We start from the raw sequence: 21,422 nt of genomic DNA on the forward strand, positions 1-21,422 counted from the left end.
CGAACTCACTCATCGACGGGCTCCGGCGGCACGACCACGCGGACCTGCTCGATCCGGTGCCGGTCGACTTCCAGCACGGTGAACTCCCAGCCGTTCTCCTCCAGCGATTCGCCGGCGATCGGGATGTGGCCGAGGCGGGCCAGGAGGAAACCGGCGAGCGTCTCGTACGGCCCCTCGGGCAACCGGAAGCCGGTCTGCTCGTGCACCTCGTCCTCCCGGAGCAGGCCGTCGACCACGAACGTCTTCTCCCCGCCGGGGGCGGTCAGCTCACTCGTGCCGGTCTCGCCGAGGTCGGTGTCGTGCTCGTCGGCGATCTCCCCGACCAGTTCCTCGATCAGGTCCTCGACGGTGACCACGCCGTCGGTGCCGCCGTACTCGTCGACCACGATGGCCAGGTCGGCGCCGGCCGCGCGCAAGGCGGTCAGCACCTTGTCGAGGCTCAGGCTCTCCGGCACGTAGACCGGTTCCCGCGCGAGGGCGGAGACACGGATCACGGCCCGGCGCTCGGGTGGCACTCCGAGGGCGTCGTTCACGCCGACCACCCCGGTGACCGCGTCGAGCGTGTTCTCGTACACCGGAAAGCGGGTGTGCCCGGTCTCGCGCGCGACCGTGATGAGGTCGGCGACGCTCGCGGTGGTTTTGAGCCCGACCACGTCGACGCGCGGCGTCATCGCCTTCGCCGCGCGTTTCTCGCCGAACCGGATGGTCCGGCGCAGCAGGACGGCCGTCTCGGTGGGGAGCGCGCCGGCCGAGGCGCTGATCGCGGCGAGCAGACCGAGTTCCTCCGGTGAGCGGGCGCTGGCCAGCTCCTCCTGGGGTTCGATGCCGAGACGGCGGACCAGCCAGTTCGCGGTGCCGTTGAGGGCGGCGATCAGCCATTTGAAGACGATCGAGAAGCCACGCAGCGGTGCGGCGGTGCGCAGCGCGATGCCCATCGGGCGGGCCAGGGCGGCGTTCTTGGGCACCAACTCGCCGAAGAGCATCGAGATCAGGGTCGCCGCGATCAGGGAGACCACGCGCGTGACGGTGTCGGTGGACGAGCCGGCCAGCGGCTCCACCAGCGGGGCGAAGATCTTGGAGAGGGCCGGTGCGGCGAGGTATCCGGTGAGCAGCGCGGTGAGCGTGATGCCCAGCTGCGCCCCGGAGAGCTGGAAGGAGAGCTCATGCAGGGCGGTGCGCACCCGGGCGGCCTGGCGGTCACCCGCTGTGGCGCGCACGTCGATCTCGACCCGATCGACGGTGACCAACCCGAACTCGGCTGCCACAAAGAACGCGTTGCCAACCGTGAGCAGCGCAAACGCCGCCAACGGGAGCACCGCGGTCAGGAACAGGCCGTCCATGATCGCTTCACCTCGGACCTCATTGTGCCGGACCGGGACCATCCACCACTAACCGCGCCGGTGACAGCCTGTCTTACCGTCGGGACATGAACCTCCTGGAAGAGTTCACACTTCTCGCGCACGACGACGAAGGCCGCCGGATCATCGACGGCACCCGGCTGGACTATGCGCTGGGTGGGGCACTGCTGGTGGAGCTGGCGCTGGCCGAGCGCATCGGGATGTCGAACAGGAAGGTCGTGGTGCTGGACGCCACACCCGTCGGCGAGACACTCGCCGACGAGACGCTGACCCACATCGCCGGCGAGAGCCGGGAGCGCAAGCCGAGCCACTGGGTGCGCAGGCCCCCCAAGGGCGTCCGGCAGCGTGTGCTCGATCGCCTGGTCACCTCCGAGGTCTTGCGCGCCGAGCACAGCAGGGTCCTCGGCGTGTTCCCGCGCACCCGGTACCCGTCGGCGCACGGGACCGAACCGGTGGCGGAGACCGCGGTGCGCGGCCGGCTGCGTGCCGCGGTGGAGCGGGTGGGGACGGTCGAACCTCGTACCGGCGCGCTCTGTGCCCTGATCGCCGCGACGGAGATGGACCGGAAGGTCTTCCCGGATATGGACCGCAAGCAGGTCCGGGCGCGGCTGGCGGAGATCGGCGAGGGCGACTGGGCGGCCGAGGCGGTACGCAAGGTCATCCGTGACGTGCAGGTGGCCGTGGCGGCCGCGGTGGTGACCGGCGGCGGGGGTGACGGCGGTAGTGGTGACGGCGGTGGCGGTGGCGGCGATGGGGGCGGCGGTGGCGGCGGGTCCTGAAACGGCCGATGGCCGGGCGCCATCGCGACCGGCCATCGTCAGAAGCTCCAGGATCAGACGTCCTGCTTGAGCGAGCGGAGCAGGACCGTGGCCACGTCGACCACCTCGACCTCTTCCTGCTTGCCCTTGCCGGTCACCCCGTCGCCGATCATCGTGTAGCAGAACGGGCAGCCCACGGCGATGGTCTTGGCGCCGGTCGCCAGTGCCTCCTCGGTGCGCTCCACGTTGATCCGCTTGCCGATCTTCTCCTCCATCCACATCCGGGCGCCGCCGGCGCCGCAGCAGAAGGAGCGCTCCTGGTTGCGGGGCATCTCGACCACGTTGGCGGCCTCACCCAGAACCTCGCGGGGAGCATCGAAGACCCGGTTGTGGCGGCCCAGGTAGCAGGGGTCGTGGTAGGTCACGTCGCCCTCGATCGGCTGGACCGGCGTGAGCTTGCCCTCCTTGACCAGGTGGGCCAGCAGCTGGGTGTGGTGGACCACCTCGACCTTGAGGCCGAGCTGCTCGTACTCGTTGCCGAGGGTGTTGAAGCAGTGCGGGCAGGTCGCGACGATCCGCTTGACCTTCTGGTCGCCGAAGGCCTCGTTCAGCGTCTCGACGTTCTGCTGACCCAGCATCTGGAAGATGAACTCGTTGCCGATGCGGCGGGCCGGGTCGCCGGTGCAGGTCTCGCCCTCACCGAGGATGGCGTAGTTGACGCCCGCCTCGTGCAGGAGCGTGGCGACCGCGCGGGTGGTCTTCTTGGCCCGGTCCTCGAACGCGCCGGCGCAGCCGACCCAGAAGAGGTAGTCGAACTCCTCGACCTCGCCGACCCGCGGCACCTCGAAGTCGAGGCCCTTGGTCCAGTCTTCGCGGGTGTTCTGCGGGGCGCCCCACGGGTTGCCCTTGTTCTCCAGGTTGCGGAGCATGACGCCGGCTTCGGAGGGGAAGCTCGACTCGATCAGCACCTGGTAACGGCGCATGTCGACGATGTGGTCGATGTGCTCGATGTCGACCGGGCACTGCTCGACACAGGCGCCGCAGGTGGTGCAGGACCACAGGACGTCCGGGTCGATGATGCCCTGCTCCTCGGCGGTGCCGACCAGCGGACGGTTGCCCTCGGCGAGCGCCAGGACGTCCATGTGCGCGAGCTGGGCCTCGGTGGCCTTCTCCTCGCCCATCAGGTCCTTGCCGCCGCCGGCCAGCAGGTACGGCGCCTTGGCGTAGGCGTGGTCACGCAGCGACAGGACCAGCAGTTTCGGCGACAGCGGCTTGGCCGTGTTCCAGGCCGGGCACTGCGACTGGCAGCGGCCACACTCGGTGCAGGTGGAGAAGTCGAGCAGACCCTTCCAGGTGAACTGCTCGACCTGGTTGACGCCGAAGAGGTCCTTCTCCGGGTCGGCCTCCTCGAAGTCGAGCGGCTTGCCCTCGCTCATCATCGGCTTCAGCGCGCCGAGGCCGGAACCGGCCGGCTTCTCCGGGCTGCGCTTGAAGTAGATGTTGAAGAACGCCAGGAAGCGGTGCCAGGCGACACCCATCGTCGGGTTCAGCGAGATGGTGATCAGCCAGGTCATCGAGATCATGATCTTGATGAGCGCCATCCAGGTGGCGCCGTCCTCCCAGTCCGGGAGCACGGAGCCGATGGCGTGGCTGAGCGGGGCGGCCCACAGCGGGTACTCGAAGTGGTCGGTGGCGACCTTGAAGCCCCGGATCAGGAACCCGAAGATCAGGACGCCGATGATGATCGCCTCGACGAAGTACGCCTGCCACATGGTCGAACCGAGGAACCGGCTCCGCTTCACCGCGCCCGGCTTCTGCCGCTGGCGGACGAAGACCAGGTAGAGAATCCCGATCATGCCGAGGATGCCGATCCACTCGGTGACCAGGCCGAAAACCACCCAATGACCGATGACGGGCAGGCCCAGCTTCGGGTTGACCACCTCGAAGTACGCCTCGAGCACGAGCAACGACAGGATGACGAACGAGACCATGACGAGCCAGTGGGCGGCGCCGATCGCGCTCCACTTGAGCATCCTGGTGTGACCGACGGTCTCCACCAGCATGGTCTTCGTCCGGGTCTTCGGATCCTCGAACCGGGCCGGGTCCGGCTGGCCCTGGCGGATCACCGCGGTGATGGTCATCACCGCTCGGACCGCCAAGTAGACGGCCACCGCCGTGATTACCCCCGCTAAGACGGTGGCGATGATCTGCGCGATGCCCATCTGGTGCCTCCTCGGTCGGCGGTGCGCCAACCCATGTTACCCACGAGTAATAGACGGGCGCGCGCCGCAGGTCAATCCAGTGCGCCCCCCAGTCGAAAGCGCACCCCACGCCGGGCGGGGGTGCGCTCACTTTCGAGGATTTTCACGTATCCGCAGTAACGGATAACAGGCGTGGTCAGCGCCAGCGCGACAGGAGGCCCAACGAGCTCACCATGCAGCCGAACCCAACGGCGAGGTTCCAGTAGCCCCATGATCCCACCGGGTACTGCTGAGCATCCGAGAGGTAGTACACGACGAGCCAGCCGATGCCCACGACGATCAGGGTCACCGCGGTGACCGGCAGCCACGTGGGACTCGGCTTGTTGGACGCACCTTTCACCGCCGGGCTGACGTCCGACGGCGGGGTGTAGACCTTCTTCTTGCGAACCTGTGACTTCGGCACGGTGCTCTCCTGAGGGCAACAAGTGGTGAACAACCCACCGCTGAGCGGCTCCGGAACTCCCGAATGCTGCCCGTGGCGAATACTGTTCGACCGCTAGCGTAGTCAAGGCGGTACGCAGACAGGCACCCGCCGGGGCGAGAAAATACCCCGAGCGTCTGTTCTTGAGGGGGCGGGGTGGCTTTTCGAGAGGGAGGCGACGTGAAAAACAGCGCCGCTGGAGCCTCCTGGCGCCTCGTGGTGCGGCGTGTCGCCCGCGGCCTCCGGCCCCGGCGCGGTCACCGCCGGTCCGTCTGGTCCGCCGGGGTCCCGCTGATCGCGCTGGCGGCGGGCCTGCTCTTCACCACGTCAGCGACCATCGCCGACGGTACGGCACTGCGCGACGACCGGCGCCCGCAGCTGAATCAGTTGATCGCCGAGAAGCGCGAGCGGCTGGAGGCGAACGAGCGGGACGCCGCCGACCTGCTCGCCGAGGTCGACCGGGAGACGGGCCGCCTGGCGGAGCTCGACCAGCCGGCCCGGGACCAGGCCGACGCCCTGCGCCAGTCGGCCGGGTTCTCCGCACTGCACGGCCCGGGGATGACGGTCACCCTCAACGACTCGCCCCGCCGCGGGTCCGACTTCGGCGACAACGCTCCCAACAACGACGATCTGGTCGTGCACCAGGGCGATGTGCAGGCCGTCGTTAACGCACTCTGGGCAGGTGGGGCCGAGGCTATGACGATCATGGATGTCCGGGTGATCTCCACCAGCGCGGTACGCTGTGTCGGCAACACGCTGCTCCTCCACGGCCAGGTCTTCTCACCACCCTTCAAGATCACAGCGATCGGCGAACCCACAGCGCTGAGTCGTGCGTTGGAGTCGGCAGAGGGAGTCAGGGAGTTCCGGGAAGCCGTGACCGACTTCGGGCTCGGTTACACGGAAAAGGTGGAGAAGGACGTGAGAGTGCAGGCGTACGACGGATCGACCGATCTCCGATCGGCGCAGGCTGCCCGGTGATGGCGCCCCCGGAGTACCCCGCGAACCCGCCGGGCTCGGGCCGTCACCGCGCGCCGGACGCCGACGCGCAGACCGCTTACATCCCGCGCATCACCGACGCGTCGCCGGACGGCGTCCCCGGCGGGCCGCTCGCGCCGCCGGTCGGCCTCGGCGGCAACGTCGACCCGCGGCCGCCGCGGTCCGCGACACCCCGGGCGTCCGCGGCCCCGGGACTCGACGAGATCAACGCCGCAGCGGCCGACCCGCGGCGGCGCTCACTCCAGCCTCCGGCGCCGCCGGTGACCCTCGGAGACCAACGGGGCGGTTCCACCGTCCCGTTGGTCTCCGAGACCACACCGCAGTGGGTTGCGCCGCTCAGCGAGCCGCTCAGCGGCCCGCAAGGCGCCCCGGCGGCGGCCGCCTTCGACGTCCGCCGGCCGGCGCCACGGCCCGAGCCCGCCCCACCGCCCGGAAACACGGCGTGGGACCCGTCCGCGACCGCGCGGATCGACCTTCCGGCCGGGTCGCCGGCGAGCTCCTACGACGGCACGACGACCGCCTGGGCGCCCGCCACCGGACAGCCGGGCCTCGCACCACAGGGCCCGCCCTCGCAGGCCCACCTCCAGCCGGCTCAGCAGAGTCCGCCCTCGCCGGCCCCGCCGGTTCCCTCCCGCGCCGAAGCCGCCTGGCCGCCGCCGGAGCGGCCCGGGGCCGCCGACGGCGCCGCCGACTGGCTGCCCGCGAAGGACCCGGTGGCGGGCGGCGAGACGGCGTGGACGGCCGGGACGACCCGTGATCCGAGCGCGACGACGGTCCTCCGCACCATCGACGCCCCGACCGGCCTGCTCCCCGCCGTTCCGCCCGGTGGCTCCCCGCCGGGCCGGCCCACCCCCGCGCCCCGTCCGGCGGTCAGCGCGGCACAGGCCGCCCGCGAGGCCGCCGGCCCGGAGGTCGCTCTCGGCGCCGCACCGGTGCCCGCCGTGACGGGAGCGCGCTCCGAGAGCGGCGTGGCCGACGCGGAGTCCGGCCCGGCGGAACCCGCCAAGCCGAAGCGTGGTGAGCGGGTGGTCCAGCTGCGGCCCGAGCAGACCGAGGCCGGCTACAAGAGCGTCTACTCCGAGCTGACCCGCCCGACGATCGGGTCACGGATCCGCACCGGCATCCGCACCTCCGGCGAGCTGATGATCACTTTCGGTCTGGTGGTCCTGCTCTTCGCCGGCTATCAGGTCTTCGGCAACTCGGCCGCGGTCGACTCCGAGCAGGACAGCCTGACCGAGGAACTGGACCAGGCCTGGGCCGACCCGACGGTCGCCCCGACCGCGAATACGCCGGCCAAGCAGGGCCCGGCCGCACCCGGCGCCAACCTGGTCGGCCGCCTCTACATCCCGAAGCTCGACAAGAAGTGGGTGGTCGTCGACGGCGTCCAGCCCGACGACATCCGATACGCGCCGGGCCACTACCCGGAGACCGCGAAGCCCGGCCAGGTCGGCAACTTCTCGGTAGCCGGCCACCGGGTCCGGAAGATCTTCTGGCGGCTGGACGAACTCCTGGACGGCGACGTGATCGGCGTCGAGACCCGGGAGAGCTGGTATGTCTACCGCGTCTACCAGCAGCAGGTCGTGAAGCCGAACCAGGTCGAGGTGGTCGCCCCGGTGCCGGGCAAGCCCAAGAGCAAGGCGACCAAGGCGCTGCTCACCCTGACCACGTGCAACCCGAAATTCAACAACTACGAGCGCCTGATCATCCACGCCGAACTGGTCAAGACGGTCCCCCGGGATCAGGCCCTGACGGACGCCGGCATGCCGGCCGAGATGAAGGCGTGAGGCCGTGTACGCGTGGATCTGGCACCGGTTCCCCGGTGGCACCTGGAGCAAGCTGACCTTCTCGCTCGTGCTGGTCGCGGCGGTCGGCAGCCTGCTCTGGTATGTGATCTTCCCGTGGGCCACCCCGCTGCTGCCCTTCGACGACGTCCAGGTCGAAGCCGGAACGGGCGAGCCCGGCTCGGACACGGTCGTTCCCGGTGACGAGGGTCCCGACGAACTGCCCTACAGCACCACCTCCAATCAGCCTTCGCCCAGTCCCCGTAGGTGATGACGTGCGCATTCTGGTGATCGACAACTACGACTCCTTCGTCTTCAACCTGGTGCAATACCTCGGTCAACTCGGTGCGGAGTGCGAGGTGCGCCGCAACGACGAGATCTCGGTCGCCGACGTAAACAAGTTCGGCGCGGCCGGCATCCTGCTCTCACCGGGCCCGGGGGAGCCGACCCGCGCCGGGATCATGATGGATGTGATCAAGGAGTACGCCGGGAAGATCCCGATGTTCGGCGTGTGCCTCGGCCACCAGGCGATCGGTGCGGCCTTCGGGGCCACCGTGACCCGCGCGCCCGAGTTGCTGCACGGCAAGACCTCCGAGGTGCGCCACCAGGGCGTCGGCGTGCTCACCGGGCTGCCCGACCCGTTCACCGCGACCCGGTACCACTCGCTCGCCGTCCTGCCGGAGACCCTGCCGGACGAGATCGAGGTGACCGGGACGACCGAGTCCGGCGTGGTCATGGCGATGCGGCACCGGGAGTTGCCGATCGAGGGTGTGCAGTTCCACCCCGAGTCGGTGCTGACCGAAGGCGGTCACACCATGCTGGCGAACTGGCTCGCCTTCTGTGGCCTGCCGTCGGCTCTGGAGAAGGCGCCCCCGCTCGCCGCCGAGGTGGAGAGCCGACGCCGCTCCGCCTTCGCCGCCGCCTGATCAACCCCGGAACACGAGAAAGGCCGGTGACCCCCGACAGGGATCACCGGCCTTCGCCCGTCGTCGGTGACTAGCCGTCGTCGGTGACTAGTTGTCGTTCTCGCCGGTCCCGGCGCCGCCCGACGCGCTGGCGCTCGGGTCCGGGGCGCCCGTGGCGGCGATCACCTGGAGCTGGACCTTTGAGTTCCGCTTGACTTCTCTGTCGGCCTCGGTGAGCTGCTTGATCACAGTGCCGGGGACACCGTCGGCCTGCACCTCGATCGGTTCGGCGATCAGATCGTTGATCTCCAGTAGGGCCTGGGCGGCATCGAACGATTTGTTCTCGACATCGGGCACTTTCACCAGGGCGTTGTTGGAGACCTTGACCGTGATCGTGGTGCCTTGGTCGACACTCTCGCCGGCCTTCTCGACGTCGAGCACCCGGTCCTTCTCGTCGGTGCTGTTCACCCGCTGGATCTTGGGAACGAGCCCGAGCCCGGCGAGCCGCCTCTCGGCGGTGCTGGCGCTGACGCCCTTCAGATCACTCGGCACCGTCACGGCGGCCAGCGGGTTGCAGACCTTGTAGGTGATCACATCGGCGGCCGTCACGTTCGCGCCGGGCTTCGGGTTCTGCAGCGACACCGTGCCGGTGCAGTCCTTCTTCGTCTCGGCCGACACCTTGGTGTTGGTCAACCCGAGCCGGTTGAGTTCGGCCTCCGCGTCTTCCGGCGTCAGTCCTTCCAGCCGGGGCATGGCCACCGTGGTGGGACCGGTGGGTTTGTCCTTCTCGTTGCCCTTGGACATCGCCAGAGCGACGCCGAGGACCACGACGACCAGCACCGCCAGGCCCGCCACCACGGCCATCACCCAGGAGGAGCGGCTCTCCGGCTTGTCGGGGCCCGCCATCGCGGGCTGAACCGGCCGCTGCACCGTGGTGGCGCCCTGCGGCTGCCACTGGCCGGCCCCGCCGGTCATCGCCATGGTCTCGGCCTGGCTCATCACCGGGGTCGCCATCACCGGGCGGCCGGAGACGGCACGCAGCGCGTCGGCGCGCATCTCCTGCGCGCTCTGGTAACGGTTGAGCGGGTTCTTGGCGAGCGCCTTCAGGACGATCGCGTCGATGTCCGGCGGGACATCGCGGTTGACCGAACTGGGGACACGCGGTTCCTCACGCACGTGCTGGTACGCCACGCTGACCGGGCTGTCGCCCACAAACGGCGGGTGCCCGATGACCAGCTCGAAGAGGACGCAGCCGGCCGCGTACACATCGGAACGGGCGTCGACCGACTCGCCGCGCGCCTGCTCGGGTGAGAGGTATTGGGCGGTACCGATGACCGCGCTGGTCTGCGTCATCGTGGTGGCGCCGCTGGCCAGGGCCCGGGCGATACCGAAGTCCATCACCTTGACCTGGCCGTTCTGCGTGATCATCACGTTGCCGGGCTTGATGTCCCGGTGGATGATCCCGTGCCGGTGGCTGAACTCCAGCGCCGCGCAGATATCGGCGATGATCTCCAGAGCGCGGCGTGGCTGCAACCGCTGCTCCTGGGCGAGGACCTCCTTGAGGGTCCGGCCGTTGACGAACTCCATGACGATGAACGGGTGTTTCTCACCGGCGTCCGAGATCTCCTCGCCGGTGTCGTAGACAGCGACGATCGCCGGGTGGTTCAGAGCCGCCGAGTTCTGTGCCTCACGACGGAACCGCTCCTGGAACGTGGCGTCACGGGCTAGGTCGGTGCGCAGCATCTTGATCGCGACATCCCGGCCAAGGCGCAGGTCACGACCCTTGTGCACCTCGGCCATGCCGCCGTAGCCGAGCAGCTCGCCGACCTGGTACCTGCCACCGAGCAGGCGGGCCTGCGCCGTCATAACGTCTGTCGTCCTTCGTTCGGTCGGAACCAGCCGAGCTGGGCATCGGCCTGCATAAGACGGTACGACGCCACCGACAGAGGGTCAGCGGCCACGCCCGAGCGGAGGATAGCCCCAGAGCTGCTGTGATGACCCAGCACGCTGCCTGAGACGGGATTGCCGTTGCCGCTTCGTAACAGGAAAGAGATGACCCCGGCGCAGAGCAGCACCAGCAACGCCAAAACCACGGCCAGAACCACGAGCACCTGTCGCCCGAGCGAACCCTCCGGCTTCGCGGAGGCCGGATGAGCAGGCGCCGAATGATAAGCGTTGTTGACCGGCGGACCCGACTGCGGGCGGTACGGCGGGGGCGCCGGCGACATGGGCCGGGCCATCGGCGGTGGGGACGGCACGGAGGCCGCGCCCCGGGCGCCCGACACCGGGCGCGGCACCGACGCCCGGGCGGCGCCCGACGTGGGCACCCCGGACTGCGGACGGTTCGGCGGTGAGCTGGTCGGCCGCGAGTTCTGCATCGGCTGCCCGGCCGGCTGCTGCGCGGTCGTCAGTGAGGAGGCCGCCTGCCGGGCCACCGCGGCCATCGCCGAGGCGCTCGGCCAGCGGGCAGCCGGGTCCTTGGCCATGGCGCGTTCCACGATGGCACGGACCGCGGGCGGGATGTCCGCGGGAAGCGGCCGCGGGGTCTCCCGGACGTGCTTCATCGCGATCTCGATCGGGGTGGCCCCGTCGAACGGGCGATGACCGGAGAGGCACTGGTAGGCGACAACACCGAGGGCGTACACATCGGAGGCGGCCGTGGCGACGTCACCGGCGGCCTGCTCCGGCGAGATGTACGACGCCGTGCCAAGCACCGCCCCGGCCACGGTGAGCTGCCCGACCAGTGCTGAGCGGGCGATACCGAAGTCGGTCAGGACCAGCGTGCCGTTCGGGCGTACCAGAAGGTTGCCGGGTTTGACGTCGCGGTGCACGATGCCGTTGCCGTGTGCCGCCTGCAGCGCGTCGGCGGCCTGCGCCACCAGCGCCATGGTCCGCGCCGGCGTCAGCCGGCCGACCCGGCTCAGCGTGCGGGACAGGGCGTCACCCTCGACGTACTCCATGACCAGGAAAGCGATCTGCTGGTCACTGCCGTAGTCGTAGACGTCGACGACGCCCGGGTGGTTGATGGTCGCCATGGTCCGCGCCTCGCCACGGAACCGTTCGGCGAAGCCCGGCTCGTCGAGCAGAGCGGGCAGCAGGATCTTGACGGCGACCGTCCGGCCCAGCACGTCGTCCGTGCCACGCCAGACATCACCCATGCCGCCGCCGGCGATCCGCTCCTCCAAGCGGTATCGCCCACCGAGCATGACCCCCGGGCGGATCATGTCAGTTCCCTCCCCGATTCGCGGCGGCCTTCATGATGAGCCCGGCGATCCGGGCAGCCTCGGCGCTGGCGTGTCCGCCGGGCACGTTCTCCAGCATGACGCACACCGCAGAAACCGCTTTGCCGTTCTCGTCGTACGCGAAGCCGATGAACCACCCGTGCGGGTCGGCGCCTTCGGCGTTCTGCGCGGTACCGGTCTTGCCGCCGACCTTGAAGCCGCTGATCTTCGCGTTCTTGCCGGTGCCACTCTGGACGACGCTGACCATCATGTCGCGCAGGTTGCCCGCGACGGCCGCGTCGATCGGCTCGCGCAGAACCTTCGGCTTGGCCGTGTAGATCGTCCGCCGATCCGAGTCGAGCTGCTGTTGCACCAGGTAGGGCCGCATCTGCTTGCCGTCGTTCGCCACCGAGGCGGCGATCATCGCACCCAGCAACGGCGTCATCCGGACGTCGCGCTGGCCGAGCGACGACTGCGCGAGCGCCGACTTGTCGACGCTGCCGTCCTCGTTGGCGATGGCGCCGGTGCGGCTGGCCGCGACCGCCAGGCCCCGGTCGGTCGCCTCCAGGTCACCGACCCGGAGCGACTCGTCCTCGAAGCCGAACGCCTTCGCTGTGTTCATCACCACATCACGGCCGAGCTTCACGCCGAGCTTGGAGAAGCCGGTGTTACAGCTCGTGGTCAGCGCGTCCTTGAGAGTGATCTGATTGCCGGGGCAGACCTCGTCCTCGGAGTTGCGGATCGTCGCGCCGCCCTCTTGATAGACGCTGCCCGCAGGGATGGAGGTGTCGAGGTTGTACCCCGCCTGGAGCGCGGCCGCCGAGATGATCACCTTCATCACCGAGCCGGGCGGCAGGGTGTTGGCGACGCCCCGGTTCAGCAGCGGCTGATCCTTGTCGGCGATGAGCTTCTTGTACGCGTCCGTGGCCACTTTCCCGTCGTGGCTGGCCAGCGGGTTCGGGTCGTAACTGGGCATCGACACCAGCGCCTGGACGGCCCCGGTGGTCGGGTCGATCGCGACCGCCGCGCCCTTGGTCACGCCGCGCTCGTTCTTGGTCATCTGCTTCCAGGCGACCTCCTGCGCGGCGGGGTTCAGCGACATGATGATGTTTCCGCCACCGGTGTTGTTGCCGGTGAACATGTCGCTGAGCCGGTCCGCGAACAGCTTGTCGCTGGAGCCGGAGAGGATGTCGTTCTCGGCCGCCTCGATGCCGACCTCGGCGCCCACGACCGGCTTGTAGCCGAGCACCGGCGCGTAGATCTCCTTCTTCGGATAGATCCGCTGGTACTTCAACTCCCCGTCGGTCTCGGTGTTCGAGGCCAGCGTCTCGGTGCCCGCTTCGATCTTGCCGCGGGGACGTTCGTACTCGGCGACCTGGACCCGGTTGTTACGCGGGTCGGTGCGGTACTCGTCGGCCTTGTAGGCCTGAATCCAGTTGAGATTGGCGAAGAGCATGCCGAACAGGACGAGGATGACGACGCCGGAGCGTCGGAGGGGGGCGTTCACGGCTTGATCACCTCCGTCATGGCGCCGTGCAACTGGGTGGGTGCCTTCTTCGGCCCGCCGCCGGCCCGTTCCGGCCCGCTGGTCGCGGGGCGGCGGGCGGCGTCCGAGATCCGGAGAAGCATGGCGATGAGCAGCCAGTTCGCCATCAGTGACGAACCACCGGCGGAAAGGAACGGGGTGGTCTGGCCGGTCAGCGGGATCAGGCCGGTGATGCCGCCGAGGATGACGAAGACCTGCAGGCCGAGCGTGAAGGCCAGGCCGCCGGCGACCAGCTTGCCGAACGAGTCACGGACCGCCAGCGCCGCGTGCAGGCCGCGCTCCACGATCAGCAGGTAGACGATCAGCAGGGCGGAGAGGCCGAACAGGCCGATCTCCTCACCGAGGCCGGCGAAGATGAAGTCGGTGCGGACCTCGGGCACCTTGAACGGCGAGCCGGCTCCCGGCCCGGTGCCGAACAGGCCACCGGTGCCCAGTCCGAGCAGACCCTGGACCAGCTGGAAGCTGTTTCCGCTCTTTCGCTCGTAGTTCGCCTGAGAGAACGGGTCGAGCCAGACCTCGGCCCGGTCGTAGAAGTTCGCGAACGGACCACCGACCAGGTCACCGAGCAGATATGCGACGTAGACACCGCCGAAGAACAGGATCAGGCCGATGATCAGCCAGCTGGACCGCTCGGTGGCGACATAAAGGGTGACGACGAAGAGGCCGAAGTAGAGCAGCGCGGTGCCGAGGTCCTTCTCGAAGACCAGCACCAGGAGGCTGAACAGCCACACCGTCAGAACGGGGCCCAGGTCGCGGCCACGCGGGAAGTCGATGCCGAGGACCCGGTGGCTGGCCAGCGACAGCACCTCACGCTTGCGGACCAGGTAGTAGGCGAAGAACGACACCAGCGCGAGCTTGGCGAATTCACCCGGCTGGATCGAGACCGAACCGAGCCGGATCCACAGCTTCGCGCCGTTCACCTCGGAGATGCTGGCGGGCAGCACCGCCGGAATCATCATCAGCACGATGCCGACAAGGCCCAGGGTGTACGCGTATCGCGAGACCACCCGGTGGTCGCGCAGCAGCAGGAGCAGCACCGCCGCCAGGATTAGCGACAGCAGCGTCCAGGCCAGCTGGCGGCCGCTGGTCTCGGCGAAGAATCCGGGCACGGCCAGTTTGTTGGCGATCGCGTTCTCGAGGTCGAGACGGCGCAGGAACGCCACTCCGATGCCGTTGAGGAGCGCCACCGACGGCAGCAGCACCGGGTCGGCGAACGGTGCGGTGAACCGGACCACCATGTGCAGGCCGAAGAAGAGAAGACCGATCAGCGCGGCCGGCACCCAGAAGTTCGGTCGGATCTCGTCGAACTGATTGGCCTCCACCGTCGCGCCGAACGCGGCGACGAGCAGCATGGCGAACACCAGCAGACCGAGCTCGGCGTTGCGGCGAGTCTTCAATCCCCGGATACGCGACATCTCGCCCGTGGAGGCGGGCGTGGGAGCCGGTACGGCGGACGCGGTCAAGAATTTCCCCAGACGTGTTGGCCGTGCTCAGCCGACGGTCCGGCACCCGACCGGGTCGACCGTCGGCGGAGCGCTTTCGGAAGCGGCGGTGGTCGGAGCGGAGGCGGGCGTGCTCCGGTTCGGTGCAACGCTCGCATCGGTGGCGGGAGTAGCCGCGGCCGTCGGCGCCGTGCCTGCGGCGGTGCAGATCGGTTTGAGGTTCGCGTTCGTCGGCTCGTCGACGGTCAGGGCTGCCAGCGCGGTCCGGGCAGCGGCCTGGTCGGGAGCGTGGATGCCCTTCTTGACCCGCTCCTGCGCGGCCGCGGTCAGGTCGTCGAGGCGAACCGTGCTCGTCTCGCTCACCGTCGACAGGTCGAGTCCGCCGATCTGGCCGGGCACGCCCTGGAAGATGGCGAGTTCGCCCTTCTCCGTCGCACCGACGTAGTACTGGTCCTGGGTGTACCGCCAGCCGGCCCACAGGCCACCACCGAGCACACCGAGCAGGAGCAGCACCATCAGCGTGGTCCGCACCGGATGCCCGGCCGGTTCCGGGTCGCGGTCGTACTCGTTCGCCGGTTCCGGCTGGGCCGGCCGGGGCGGCGGCTTCAACGCGGAAGCCCGCGCCGCCGGGGTGGAGCTGTCGGCGACCGTGGTGTTGCCACGGTCGAGTGACGCCGCGCCACCCACGATCGGCGCCTGCTCGACGATGTCCTTGTCGATGGCGTCCGCGATGATGACCGTGATGTTGTCGGGCCCGCCGCCACGTAGTGCCAGCTGCACCAGCCGCTCGACGCACGCCTTGGGGTCGCTGATCTCGCGCATGGTCTGCCCGATGGTCTCGCCACTGACCACGCCGGAGAGGCCGTCGCTGCAGATCAGGTAGCGGTCGCCCTTGAGCACTTGGCGGACCGAGTACTCCGGGTCGATGTCGCGGCCGTCCAGCGCCCGGGTGAGCAGCGACCGCTGCGGGTGGCTGCTCGCCTCCTCCGGGCTGACCCGGCCCTCGTCGACCAGCATCTGGACGTAGGTGTCGTCCTTGGTGATCTGCGCGAACTCGCCCTTGCGGAGCAGGTAGGCCCGCGAGTCGCCGATGTGCACCATGCCGAACTTGCTGCCGGAGAAGAGGACCGCGGTCAGCGTGGTCCCCATCCCCTCCAGCTGAGGGTTGGCGTCGACCGTGTCCCGGAGCTGCTGGTTGGCGGTTCCGACGGCGTGCCGCAGGGCGTCGACCATGGCGTCCCCGGGGACGTCGTCGTCGAGTGGCGCCATGGCGGCGATGACGATGTTGGACGCGACGTCACCGGCGGCCATGCCGCCCATGCCGTCCGCGACAGCGAGAAGCCGCGGCCCGGCGTAGACGGAGTCCTGGTTGAGGTCTCGGATCAGACCGCGGTCGCTCTGAGCGGCATAGCGCAGGGTCAGGGTCATGGCCGTAACTCGAGAGAAGTGCGCCCGATCCGGATCGGAACGCCAAGGGGGACTGGAGTGGGTCCGGAGACCTTACCGCGATCAAGGTAGGTGCCGTTGGTCGAGCCGAGGTCCTCGACGAACCACTGGCCGTCACGGGCGACCAACCGGGCGTGCCGGGCGGAGGCGAAGTCGTCGGTGATGACGAGCGTCGAATCCTCGGCTCGCCCGATCGTGATCGGAGCCTCACCGAGAGTGATTCGCGTGCCGGCGAGATTACCGGCTGTCACGACCAACTGACGCGCCGCCTTGCCGCGTTTCACCTTCGCCGGCCGGCCCTGCAGCACCGCGCCACCCACCCCCCGAGGGCTGGCGACGATGCTCTTGGACCGGCCACCGGTGAAGAGGTCCCGTCGGATCACTCCGACCACCGTGAACACGAAGATCCACAGCAGGATCAGGAACCCGAACCGGGCGACGGTGAGAACGAATTCGGGCAAGGTGGCTAGCCGTCCACTCGGAAGGTCAGCGTCGTCGTGCCCAACTGGATCATGTCGCCCGGGTTGAGCGCGACGGCGGACACCCGCTGGCCGTTGACCATGGTGCCGTTCGTCGAGCCCAGATCGGTCAGCACGACCTGGTTGCCGTCGTAGTCCAGCCGGGCGTGGCGCCGCGAGATGCCGACGTCGGGCAGGCGAAGGTTCGCCTGGTCGCCGCGGCCGATCACGGTCGAGCCCATCTGGAGCGGGTAGGTCCGGCCGTCGCCGGAGACCAGGCCGACGCTGCGCGGGCCGCCGTGACCACCGTGCGGCGGGTAACCGCCCTGCTGGTCGTAGGGCGAGTACTGCGGGCCGGCGTCGTAGGCGGGCTGCTGCACCGGGGCGACCTCGCCACCGGTGTAGACCTCCGCCGTGACCCGGAACATGCCCGTGTCCAGGCCGTCGCCACGCTCGATCTCGACGATCACGTCGCCGTAGACGGTCCAGGCCTGCTCGCCGATGAACTCGGCCTGTGACTGGGCGAGTTCCTGGGCCAGCGCGGCCGCATAGGGCGCCAGACGACTGTGGTCGTATGGCGACAGATCAATCACGTAGCGGTTGGGCACAAGGGTGCGGCCACCGGCAAGGATGGCCTTGTGCGCCTCGGCCTCCCGCTGCATGGCATTCAGAATCTCCACAGGGTGCACGACACCCTTGAAGACCTTGGCGAAGGCCCCTTCGACCAGGCCTTCCAATCGCTTCTCAAAGCGCTGCAGCACGCTCACCGGCTCCTCCTCGGGTTCCGAGGACATGATGGTATCCGGCGACCGCTTGCGCATCTGTAGCCCAAGAGCTGCCGGCACTTCTGACCCTCGTATGGCGCCCCGCAACGCCGTGCTAATGTTTCCTCCGTTGCCGGGGCGGTATCAACTCGCTAGGTGACGTGCGACAGCGTAGTCTGTCGCAGCCAGTAACAAGAAGCAGGCCCGACCAGGCCGCTTCCGCCGAAGAGGTCAGAAGTATGATCTCCGAGGAAGTCACATGGGGATGTGGCGGAATGGCAGACGCGCACGGTTCAGGTCCGTGTGTCCGAAAGGACGTGGGGGTTCAACTCCCCCCATCCCCACGAGATGGCGGGGGCCTCTGTCCGCGGAACGCGCGGACGGGGGCCCTCTCGTCATTTCTTCTCCGGGGGCCGAGCCCCCGGAAGCCCCGCATCACGGTGCGTTACGTGGCGGGCATCTCACCCTCGCGGCTCAAGATCAAGCCCTTCGGGGGGTACGGCGAGGGGCTGCGTCAACTTTCGGGTGATGTCTGCGGGGGCGTTATGCTCGCCGCTTTATTCGGTCTTCAGGGTGGAGTTCGGTCGTGACGGCGACTGGTGCGGGTGTCGGGCAGGGCAAGCGCAACGTGCTCGGCGTGCTGGTGGATGCGACTGACTACGCGACCGCCACGGCACAGATCATGGAGGCCGCCCGGGAACAGCGCGGGTTCGCGGTGACGGCCCTGGCGGTGCACGGCGTCATGACCGGAGTCGAGGACCGGGCGCACAATGCCCGGCTGAACTCCTTCGATCTGGTGACTCCGGACGGCCAGCCGGTGCGGTGGGCACTGAACCTGTTGCACGGGGCCGGGCTCACCGATCGCGTCTACGGCCCGTCGCTCACCCTGAAGGTGGTCGAGCAGGCCGCCGCCGAGGGACTCCCCGTCTACCTGTACGGCTCCACCGAGCCGGTCCTGGAGAAGTTGGTCCCGGCGCTGCAGGGAATGTTCCCGGCGCTGAAGATCGCCGGGGTGGAGGCGTCCAAGTTCCGCAAGTCGCAGCCGGGCGAGCCGGAGGCGATCGCCGAGCGGATCAAGGCGTCCGGCGCCCGGATCGTGCTGGTCGGGCTCGGGTGCCCCCGACAGGAGATCTTCACCTACGCGATGCGGCCGCTGCTGGACATGCCCCTGCTGGCCGTGGGCGCCGCCTTCGACTACCACGCCGGCCTGTTGAGGAACCCGCCCGTGTGGATGCAGAGGTACGCGCTGGAGTGGCTGTGGCGCCTCGGCTTGGAGCCCAAGCGTCTGTGGAAGCGGTACATCCTGCTGAACCCGGCGTACCTGAGCCGGCTCGGCGCGCAGAAGCTCGGCGTGTGGAAGGCGACCCCGCCGGCCCCGGCGACCGACCCGGTGCGGGAGTTCGCGGTCTGAGCTGAGCTGATCTTGTATCGGACAGTGCGGTACAGGTCACTCTTTGAATGTGCGGCTTGTCCACATAGTCGGCAACATTCTCGACTGACAGCGACGGTCCGTTTACACGCGGTGGTTTTTGACCCCTACGGGTAGCTCTTCGGGGCATATCCCGGTTTCGCGGCTTGCACAAACGGTGAACGCTGTCGATGTGGACACCGCTGTGGACGTCATCCTGATCGGCACCCTCGCCGCCGTCTGGCTCACCGCCGGGCTGCTGGCGGACGGCATGCCCGCCGCCGGTTCCGCGCGCCAGCTCCGGCGCCGGGCCGGGTTCCTCTCCGCTCTGGTCGGTGCCGGGGTCGCGGTGTTCGCCGCGGTTCCGCTCATCACCGAACTGGTGCCGGGCGTTTCGGCGGCCCCCGCGGCCGCGCTGCTCCCAGCCGTACCGGCCCTGCTCGTGCTCACCGCGACCGTGCGCCGCCTCGGTTGGGTCCGGCGGGGTGCGGGAGCGTTCGCCACCGCACCGCTCACGCCGGTGCCGCCTGGCCTGCGGGCTGCGGCGGCCCACCCGCTGCTGGCCGCGCCACTGCAGGTCACCGGTCTCGCCGCGCTGGTCGGCTTGCCGATCGCTGCGGGCGTGGTGGAGCTGCCCGGTGGCGAGGCGACCGCGATGGCGGGCATCGCGGTCATCGCGATCGTGCTGGCGGTCGCCGTGATCGGGATCCGGGCGGCGCTGCGCCACAACCGCCTGGCCCCGCTGGGGCTGGCGTCGCTCGACCGGGACCGCGAGCGACCGACCCCGGTGGGTGTGCGCTAGACGGGCCGACCGCCCTACTGCTTCTTCGCTTCCTGCACGTAAAGCAGCTCCAGAATGGAGCGCGCCGCCTCGAACCAGCGGTCCAGCCACTCCGACGGCGGCAACGTGCCTCGGGCCGGAAGCTCCAGCAGCAGGCCGCGCAGCAGCGGGTGGTCCGCCATCGACTGGCTCGATGAGGAGTCGGACCAGCTGGACGAACCGAAGACCGGCTCACTCAGGCTCGGCAGGTCCAGGGACGGCAGCTTCGCGGCCCGGTCCAGCGCGCTGGTCGGCTCGATGCTGTGCGACCGGCCCGGAGACCGGGTCGGAAGCCCGGATCCACTGCGCGACATCAGCTCGCCGTCACTGTTGTCGGAGGAGAGCGCCTCGCGCCGGCCCTGCCGGTACGCGCTGACGCCACCGCTGAACCGGTCCTGCGCCGTCGTCGATGAACCGTTGCTGAGGTTCTCGGAACCAATCGTCATCTGTCTGCCTTGCCTCGTTCGGTGATGTGTCCCGGCCCATCAGCGCGGTCCGGTCCGCGCTTGAGACTTTCAACGAGGCGAGTCGCACACAGCGACGGCAAAATCGGGCAAATAGCAACGGCCGACCCGGGCGATCCGCTCGCCGCGCCGGCCGTTCCCGCGTCCTCAGTGGTCGAACTCGCCGTCCTTGGCACCGCCCACGAACGCGTCCCACTCGGCCGCCGTGAAGATCAGTGCGGGTCCTGTCGGGTTCTTGGAGTCACGGACCGCGATCGCTTCACCGACGAAGGCGACCTCGACACAGTTGTCGCCGTTGGGGCCACTTCGTGTGCTCTTGACCCACTGAGCCTGGTTGAGATCGACCCGAAGGCCCTTGGCCTGGATTTCCACAATGGCTCCTCTACCGGCATCTCGATCATCCCGCTGGACGCTTCCGGATCCAGGGCGGCCGCCCAAATGGTGTCGAGGACCTCGCGGCACATGCGGCGATCGCCGCCCTGCGCAGGAAGAGCACACCGGCCCCGTTCGCCGCGAGCACCGCGTCGGGGTCGCCGGCGGAGGGGAGGTCGCGGGTCGGCTGACCACCACTTCATCGAGCACCACCCCGAGATCGATTGGATCGTCCTGAATCAACAACGACCACCGTTGCCTTCGGACGTGGACGCGCCGCGTGATTCTCTGATCAGTGTCATCCCATTGGGCGGATCCGATGAAAGCCATTGCGTGCGCTTCGGTGTACAAAAGGCCCGGAATGACCGGATGCTCAGGCGTCCGGAATGATCTAGCTTCCACCTTAAAGCCGGCATAAGTGCTGTTCAGGACGGTCGAGCAGGGATGCCACCAGCCTTCCCGGCGGGCAGGTTGAGCAATTCCGACTCACCCTTTCATTATGTCAGCATTTGCGCCATAAAGTGCGTCATATCGCTTACGCCTGCCGCCTGCGCGTCGGTATGCCCGGTTTCGATACGCGTTATCTTGGACGGCGAACAACCCAGCCGTTCCACCACCACATCGATGGCCGCGCCGGCCTCCTCGCGAAGTCTGCGCAGTTCCACACCGAGGCGGCGCCGTCGCGGGGCGGGACTGCGGCGTTGATTCACACGGTCGGTCTCCGGGTCCGGTCTTGATCATCCAAGCACAGTGGATGATCACGGAGAATCACGGAAGCGTGACATGCAACTTGCATCGACGACACTGGTGGTGCAATCTTTCCGTATGGCTTGCATCACTCAACGTTCTTGAGCGAGGCGGCCAGAACTGGCGAAACGGAACAAAACGACGTCCATCACGGGGCGCCGAGCCATCGGAAGTCCGAGTTGGACTTTCGCCCCGACACGGGTGGGGCTGTTCGGCGATAGTGACGTTCCGCAACCACCTTCGATGGTCAATTC

General features: G+C 68.8%; 19 protein-coding genes, 1 tRNA gene and 1 pseudogene. 8 read left to right on the top strand and 13 right to left on the bottom strand.

Annotated elements, in window-relative coordinates:
• Positions 1-5: 5 nt before the first annotated feature.
• Positions 6-1,340: a hemolysin family protein gene (locus tag QLQ12_RS10450; protein ID WP_282758986.1), complete on the bottom strand. Its 1,335-nt coding sequence runs from the start codon at positions 1,338-1,340 to the stop codon at positions 6-8.
• Between the two features lie 86 nt (positions 1,341-1,426).
• Here QLQ12_RS10450 and QLQ12_RS10455 point away from each other — a divergent pair, with 86 nt between their 5' ends.
• Positions 1,427-2,137, top strand: coding sequence for a GOLPH3/VPS74 family protein (locus QLQ12_RS10455; RefSeq protein ID WP_282758987.1), 711 nt, complete (start codon positions 1,427-1,429; stop codon positions 2,135-2,137).
• A 53-nt stretch (positions 2,138-2,190) separates the two neighbouring features.
• On the opposite strand, the gene QLQ12_RS10460 is transcribed toward QLQ12_RS10455, so the two are convergent.
• Together QLQ12_RS10460 and QLQ12_RS10465 are read right to left on the bottom strand one after the other, a co-directional pair.
• Positions 2,191-4,338: a (Fe-S)-binding protein gene (locus QLQ12_RS10460; RefSeq protein WP_282758988.1), complete on the bottom strand. Its 2,148-nt coding sequence runs from the start codon at positions 4,336-4,338 to the stop codon at positions 2,191-2,193.
• A 175-nt stretch (positions 4,339-4,513) separates the two neighbouring features.
• Positions 4,514-4,780 carry a cell division protein CrgA gene (locus tag QLQ12_RS10465; RefSeq protein ID WP_282758990.1) on the bottom strand — a complete coding sequence of 89 codons (267 nt, stop codon included), beginning with the start codon at positions 4,778-4,780 and terminating at the stop codon, positions 4,514-4,516.
• A gap of 198 nt (positions 4,781-4,978) precedes the next feature.
• On the opposite strand from QLQ12_RS10465, the gene QLQ12_RS10470 reads away from it, so the two are divergent.
• Genes QLQ12_RS10470 through QLQ12_RS10485 form a run of 4 tightly spaced genes read left to right on the top strand, consistent with a single transcriptional unit; the run spans position 4,979 to position 8,501 of the window.
• Positions 4,979-5,776 (top strand): DUF881 domain-containing protein, encoded by a 798-nt coding sequence (locus QLQ12_RS10470; protein ID WP_282758991.1) that lies wholly within the window; start codon positions 4,979-4,981, stop codon positions 5,774-5,776.
• On the top strand, positions 5,776-7,578 hold the full coding sequence (locus tag QLQ12_RS10475) for a class E sortase (protein WP_282758993.1): 1,803 nt from the start codon (positions 5,776-5,778) through the stop codon (positions 7,576-7,578). The genes QLQ12_RS10470 and QLQ12_RS10475 overlap by 1 nt, the downstream gene beginning before the upstream one ends.
• A 4-nt stretch (positions 7,579-7,582) precedes the next feature.
• Entirely contained in the window at positions 7,583-7,846 is a 264-nt protein-coding gene (locus tag QLQ12_RS10480; RefSeq protein WP_282758994.1) for a hypothetical protein, read from the top strand.
• Between the two features lie 4 nt (positions 7,847-7,850).
• Entirely contained in the window at positions 7,851-8,501 is a 651-nt protein-coding gene (locus tag QLQ12_RS10485) for an aminodeoxychorismate/anthranilate synthase component II (protein WP_282758995.1), read from the top strand.
• Between the two features lie 87 nt (positions 8,502-8,588).
• Here QLQ12_RS10485 and pknB read toward each other — a convergent pair whose 3' ends face one another.
• From pknB to QLQ12_RS10520, 7 genes are all read right to left on the bottom strand, one after another.
• On the bottom strand, positions 8,589-10,346 hold the full coding sequence (gene pknB / locus QLQ12_RS10490) for a Stk1 family PASTA domain-containing Ser/Thr kinase (protein ID WP_282758997.1): 1,758 nt from the start codon (positions 10,344-10,346) through the stop codon (positions 8,589-8,591).
• Positions 10,343-11,704, bottom strand: coding sequence for a serine/threonine-protein kinase (locus tag QLQ12_RS10495; RefSeq protein WP_282758999.1), 1,362 nt, complete (start codon positions 11,702-11,704; stop codon positions 10,343-10,345). Before QLQ12_RS10495 ends, pknB begins: the two co-directional genes overlap by 4 nt.
• 1 nt (position 11,705) lies before the next feature.
• Positions 11,706-13,208, bottom strand: coding sequence for a penicillin-binding transpeptidase domain-containing protein (locus QLQ12_RS10500; RefSeq protein WP_282759000.1), 1,503 nt, complete (start codon positions 13,206-13,208; stop codon positions 11,706-11,708).
• The gene (locus tag QLQ12_RS10505) at positions 13,205-14,662 is read right to left on the bottom strand and encodes an FtsW/RodA/SpoVE family cell cycle protein (RefSeq protein WP_282759001.1); all 1,458 of its coding nucleotides are present in this window, start codon (positions 14,660-14,662) and stop codon (positions 13,205-13,207) included. The genes QLQ12_RS10500 and QLQ12_RS10505 overlap by 4 nt, the downstream gene beginning before the upstream one ends.
• A 75-nt stretch (positions 14,663-14,737) precedes the next feature.
• The gene (locus QLQ12_RS10510; RefSeq protein WP_282759003.1) at positions 14,738-16,117 is read right to left on the bottom strand and encodes a PP2C family protein-serine/threonine phosphatase; all 1,380 of its coding nucleotides are present in this window, start codon (positions 16,115-16,117) and stop codon (positions 14,738-14,740) included.
• Positions 16,114-16,596, bottom strand: a complete 483-nt coding sequence (locus QLQ12_RS10515; protein WP_282759004.1) for an FHA domain-containing protein FhaB/FipA — start codon at positions 16,594-16,596, stop codon at positions 16,114-16,116. Before QLQ12_RS10515 ends, QLQ12_RS10510 begins: the two co-directional genes overlap by 4 nt.
• Positions 16,597-16,601: 5 nt before the next feature.
• Positions 16,602-17,387: an FhaA domain-containing protein gene (locus QLQ12_RS10520; protein WP_014440161.1), complete on the bottom strand. Its 786-nt coding sequence runs from the start codon at positions 17,385-17,387 to the stop codon at positions 16,602-16,604.
• Positions 17,388-17,618: 231 nt separating this feature from the next.
• Between QLQ12_RS10520 and QLQ12_RS10525 the strand changes: the two genes are divergently transcribed.
• The 3 genes from QLQ12_RS10525 to QLQ12_RS10535 all read left to right on the top strand — a co-directional run bounded on the left by QLQ12_RS10525 (position 17,619) and on the right by QLQ12_RS10535 (position 19,567).
• Positions 17,619-17,701, top strand: a tRNA-Leu gene (locus QLQ12_RS10525).
• Between the two features lie 242 nt (positions 17,702-17,943).
• The gene (locus QLQ12_RS10530) at positions 17,944-18,768 is read left to right on the top strand and encodes a WecB/TagA/CpsF family glycosyltransferase (RefSeq protein WP_407651453.1); all 825 of its coding nucleotides are present in this window, start codon (positions 17,944-17,946) and stop codon (positions 18,766-18,768) included.
• A 190-nt stretch (positions 18,769-18,958) separates the two neighbouring features.
• Positions 18,959-19,567 (top strand): hypothetical protein, encoded by a 609-nt coding sequence (locus QLQ12_RS10535; RefSeq protein WP_282759006.1) that lies wholly within the window; start codon positions 18,959-18,961, stop codon positions 19,565-19,567.
• Positions 19,568-19,581: 14 nt separating this feature from the next.
• Here QLQ12_RS10535 and QLQ12_RS10540 read toward each other — a convergent pair whose 3' ends face one another.
• The 3 genes and pseudogenes from QLQ12_RS10540 to QLQ12_RS10550 all read right to left on the bottom strand — a co-directional run.
• The gene (locus tag QLQ12_RS10540) at positions 19,582-20,031 is read right to left on the bottom strand and encodes a hypothetical protein (RefSeq protein WP_282759008.1); all 450 of its coding nucleotides are present in this window, start codon (positions 20,029-20,031) and stop codon (positions 19,582-19,584) included.
• Positions 20,032-20,196: 165 nt separating this feature from the next.
• The gene (locus tag QLQ12_RS10545) at positions 20,197-20,415 is read right to left on the bottom strand and encodes a DUF397 domain-containing protein (protein WP_407651462.1); all 219 of its coding nucleotides are present in this window, start codon (positions 20,413-20,415) and stop codon (positions 20,197-20,199) included.
• A pseudogene (locus QLQ12_RS10550) lies at positions 20,400-21,131 on the bottom strand (Scr1 family TA system antitoxin-like transcriptional regulator); the annotation flags it as partial. The pseudogene QLQ12_RS10550 and the gene QLQ12_RS10545, both read right to left, overlap by 16 nt.
• Positions 21,132-21,422: the final 291 nt, after the last annotated feature.

It is taken from the genome of Actinoplanes sandaracinus, assembly GCF_030009775.1.
Taxonomy (GTDB): domain Bacteria; phylum Actinomycetota; class Actinomycetes; order Mycobacteriales; family Micromonosporaceae; genus Actinoplanes; species Actinoplanes sandaracinus.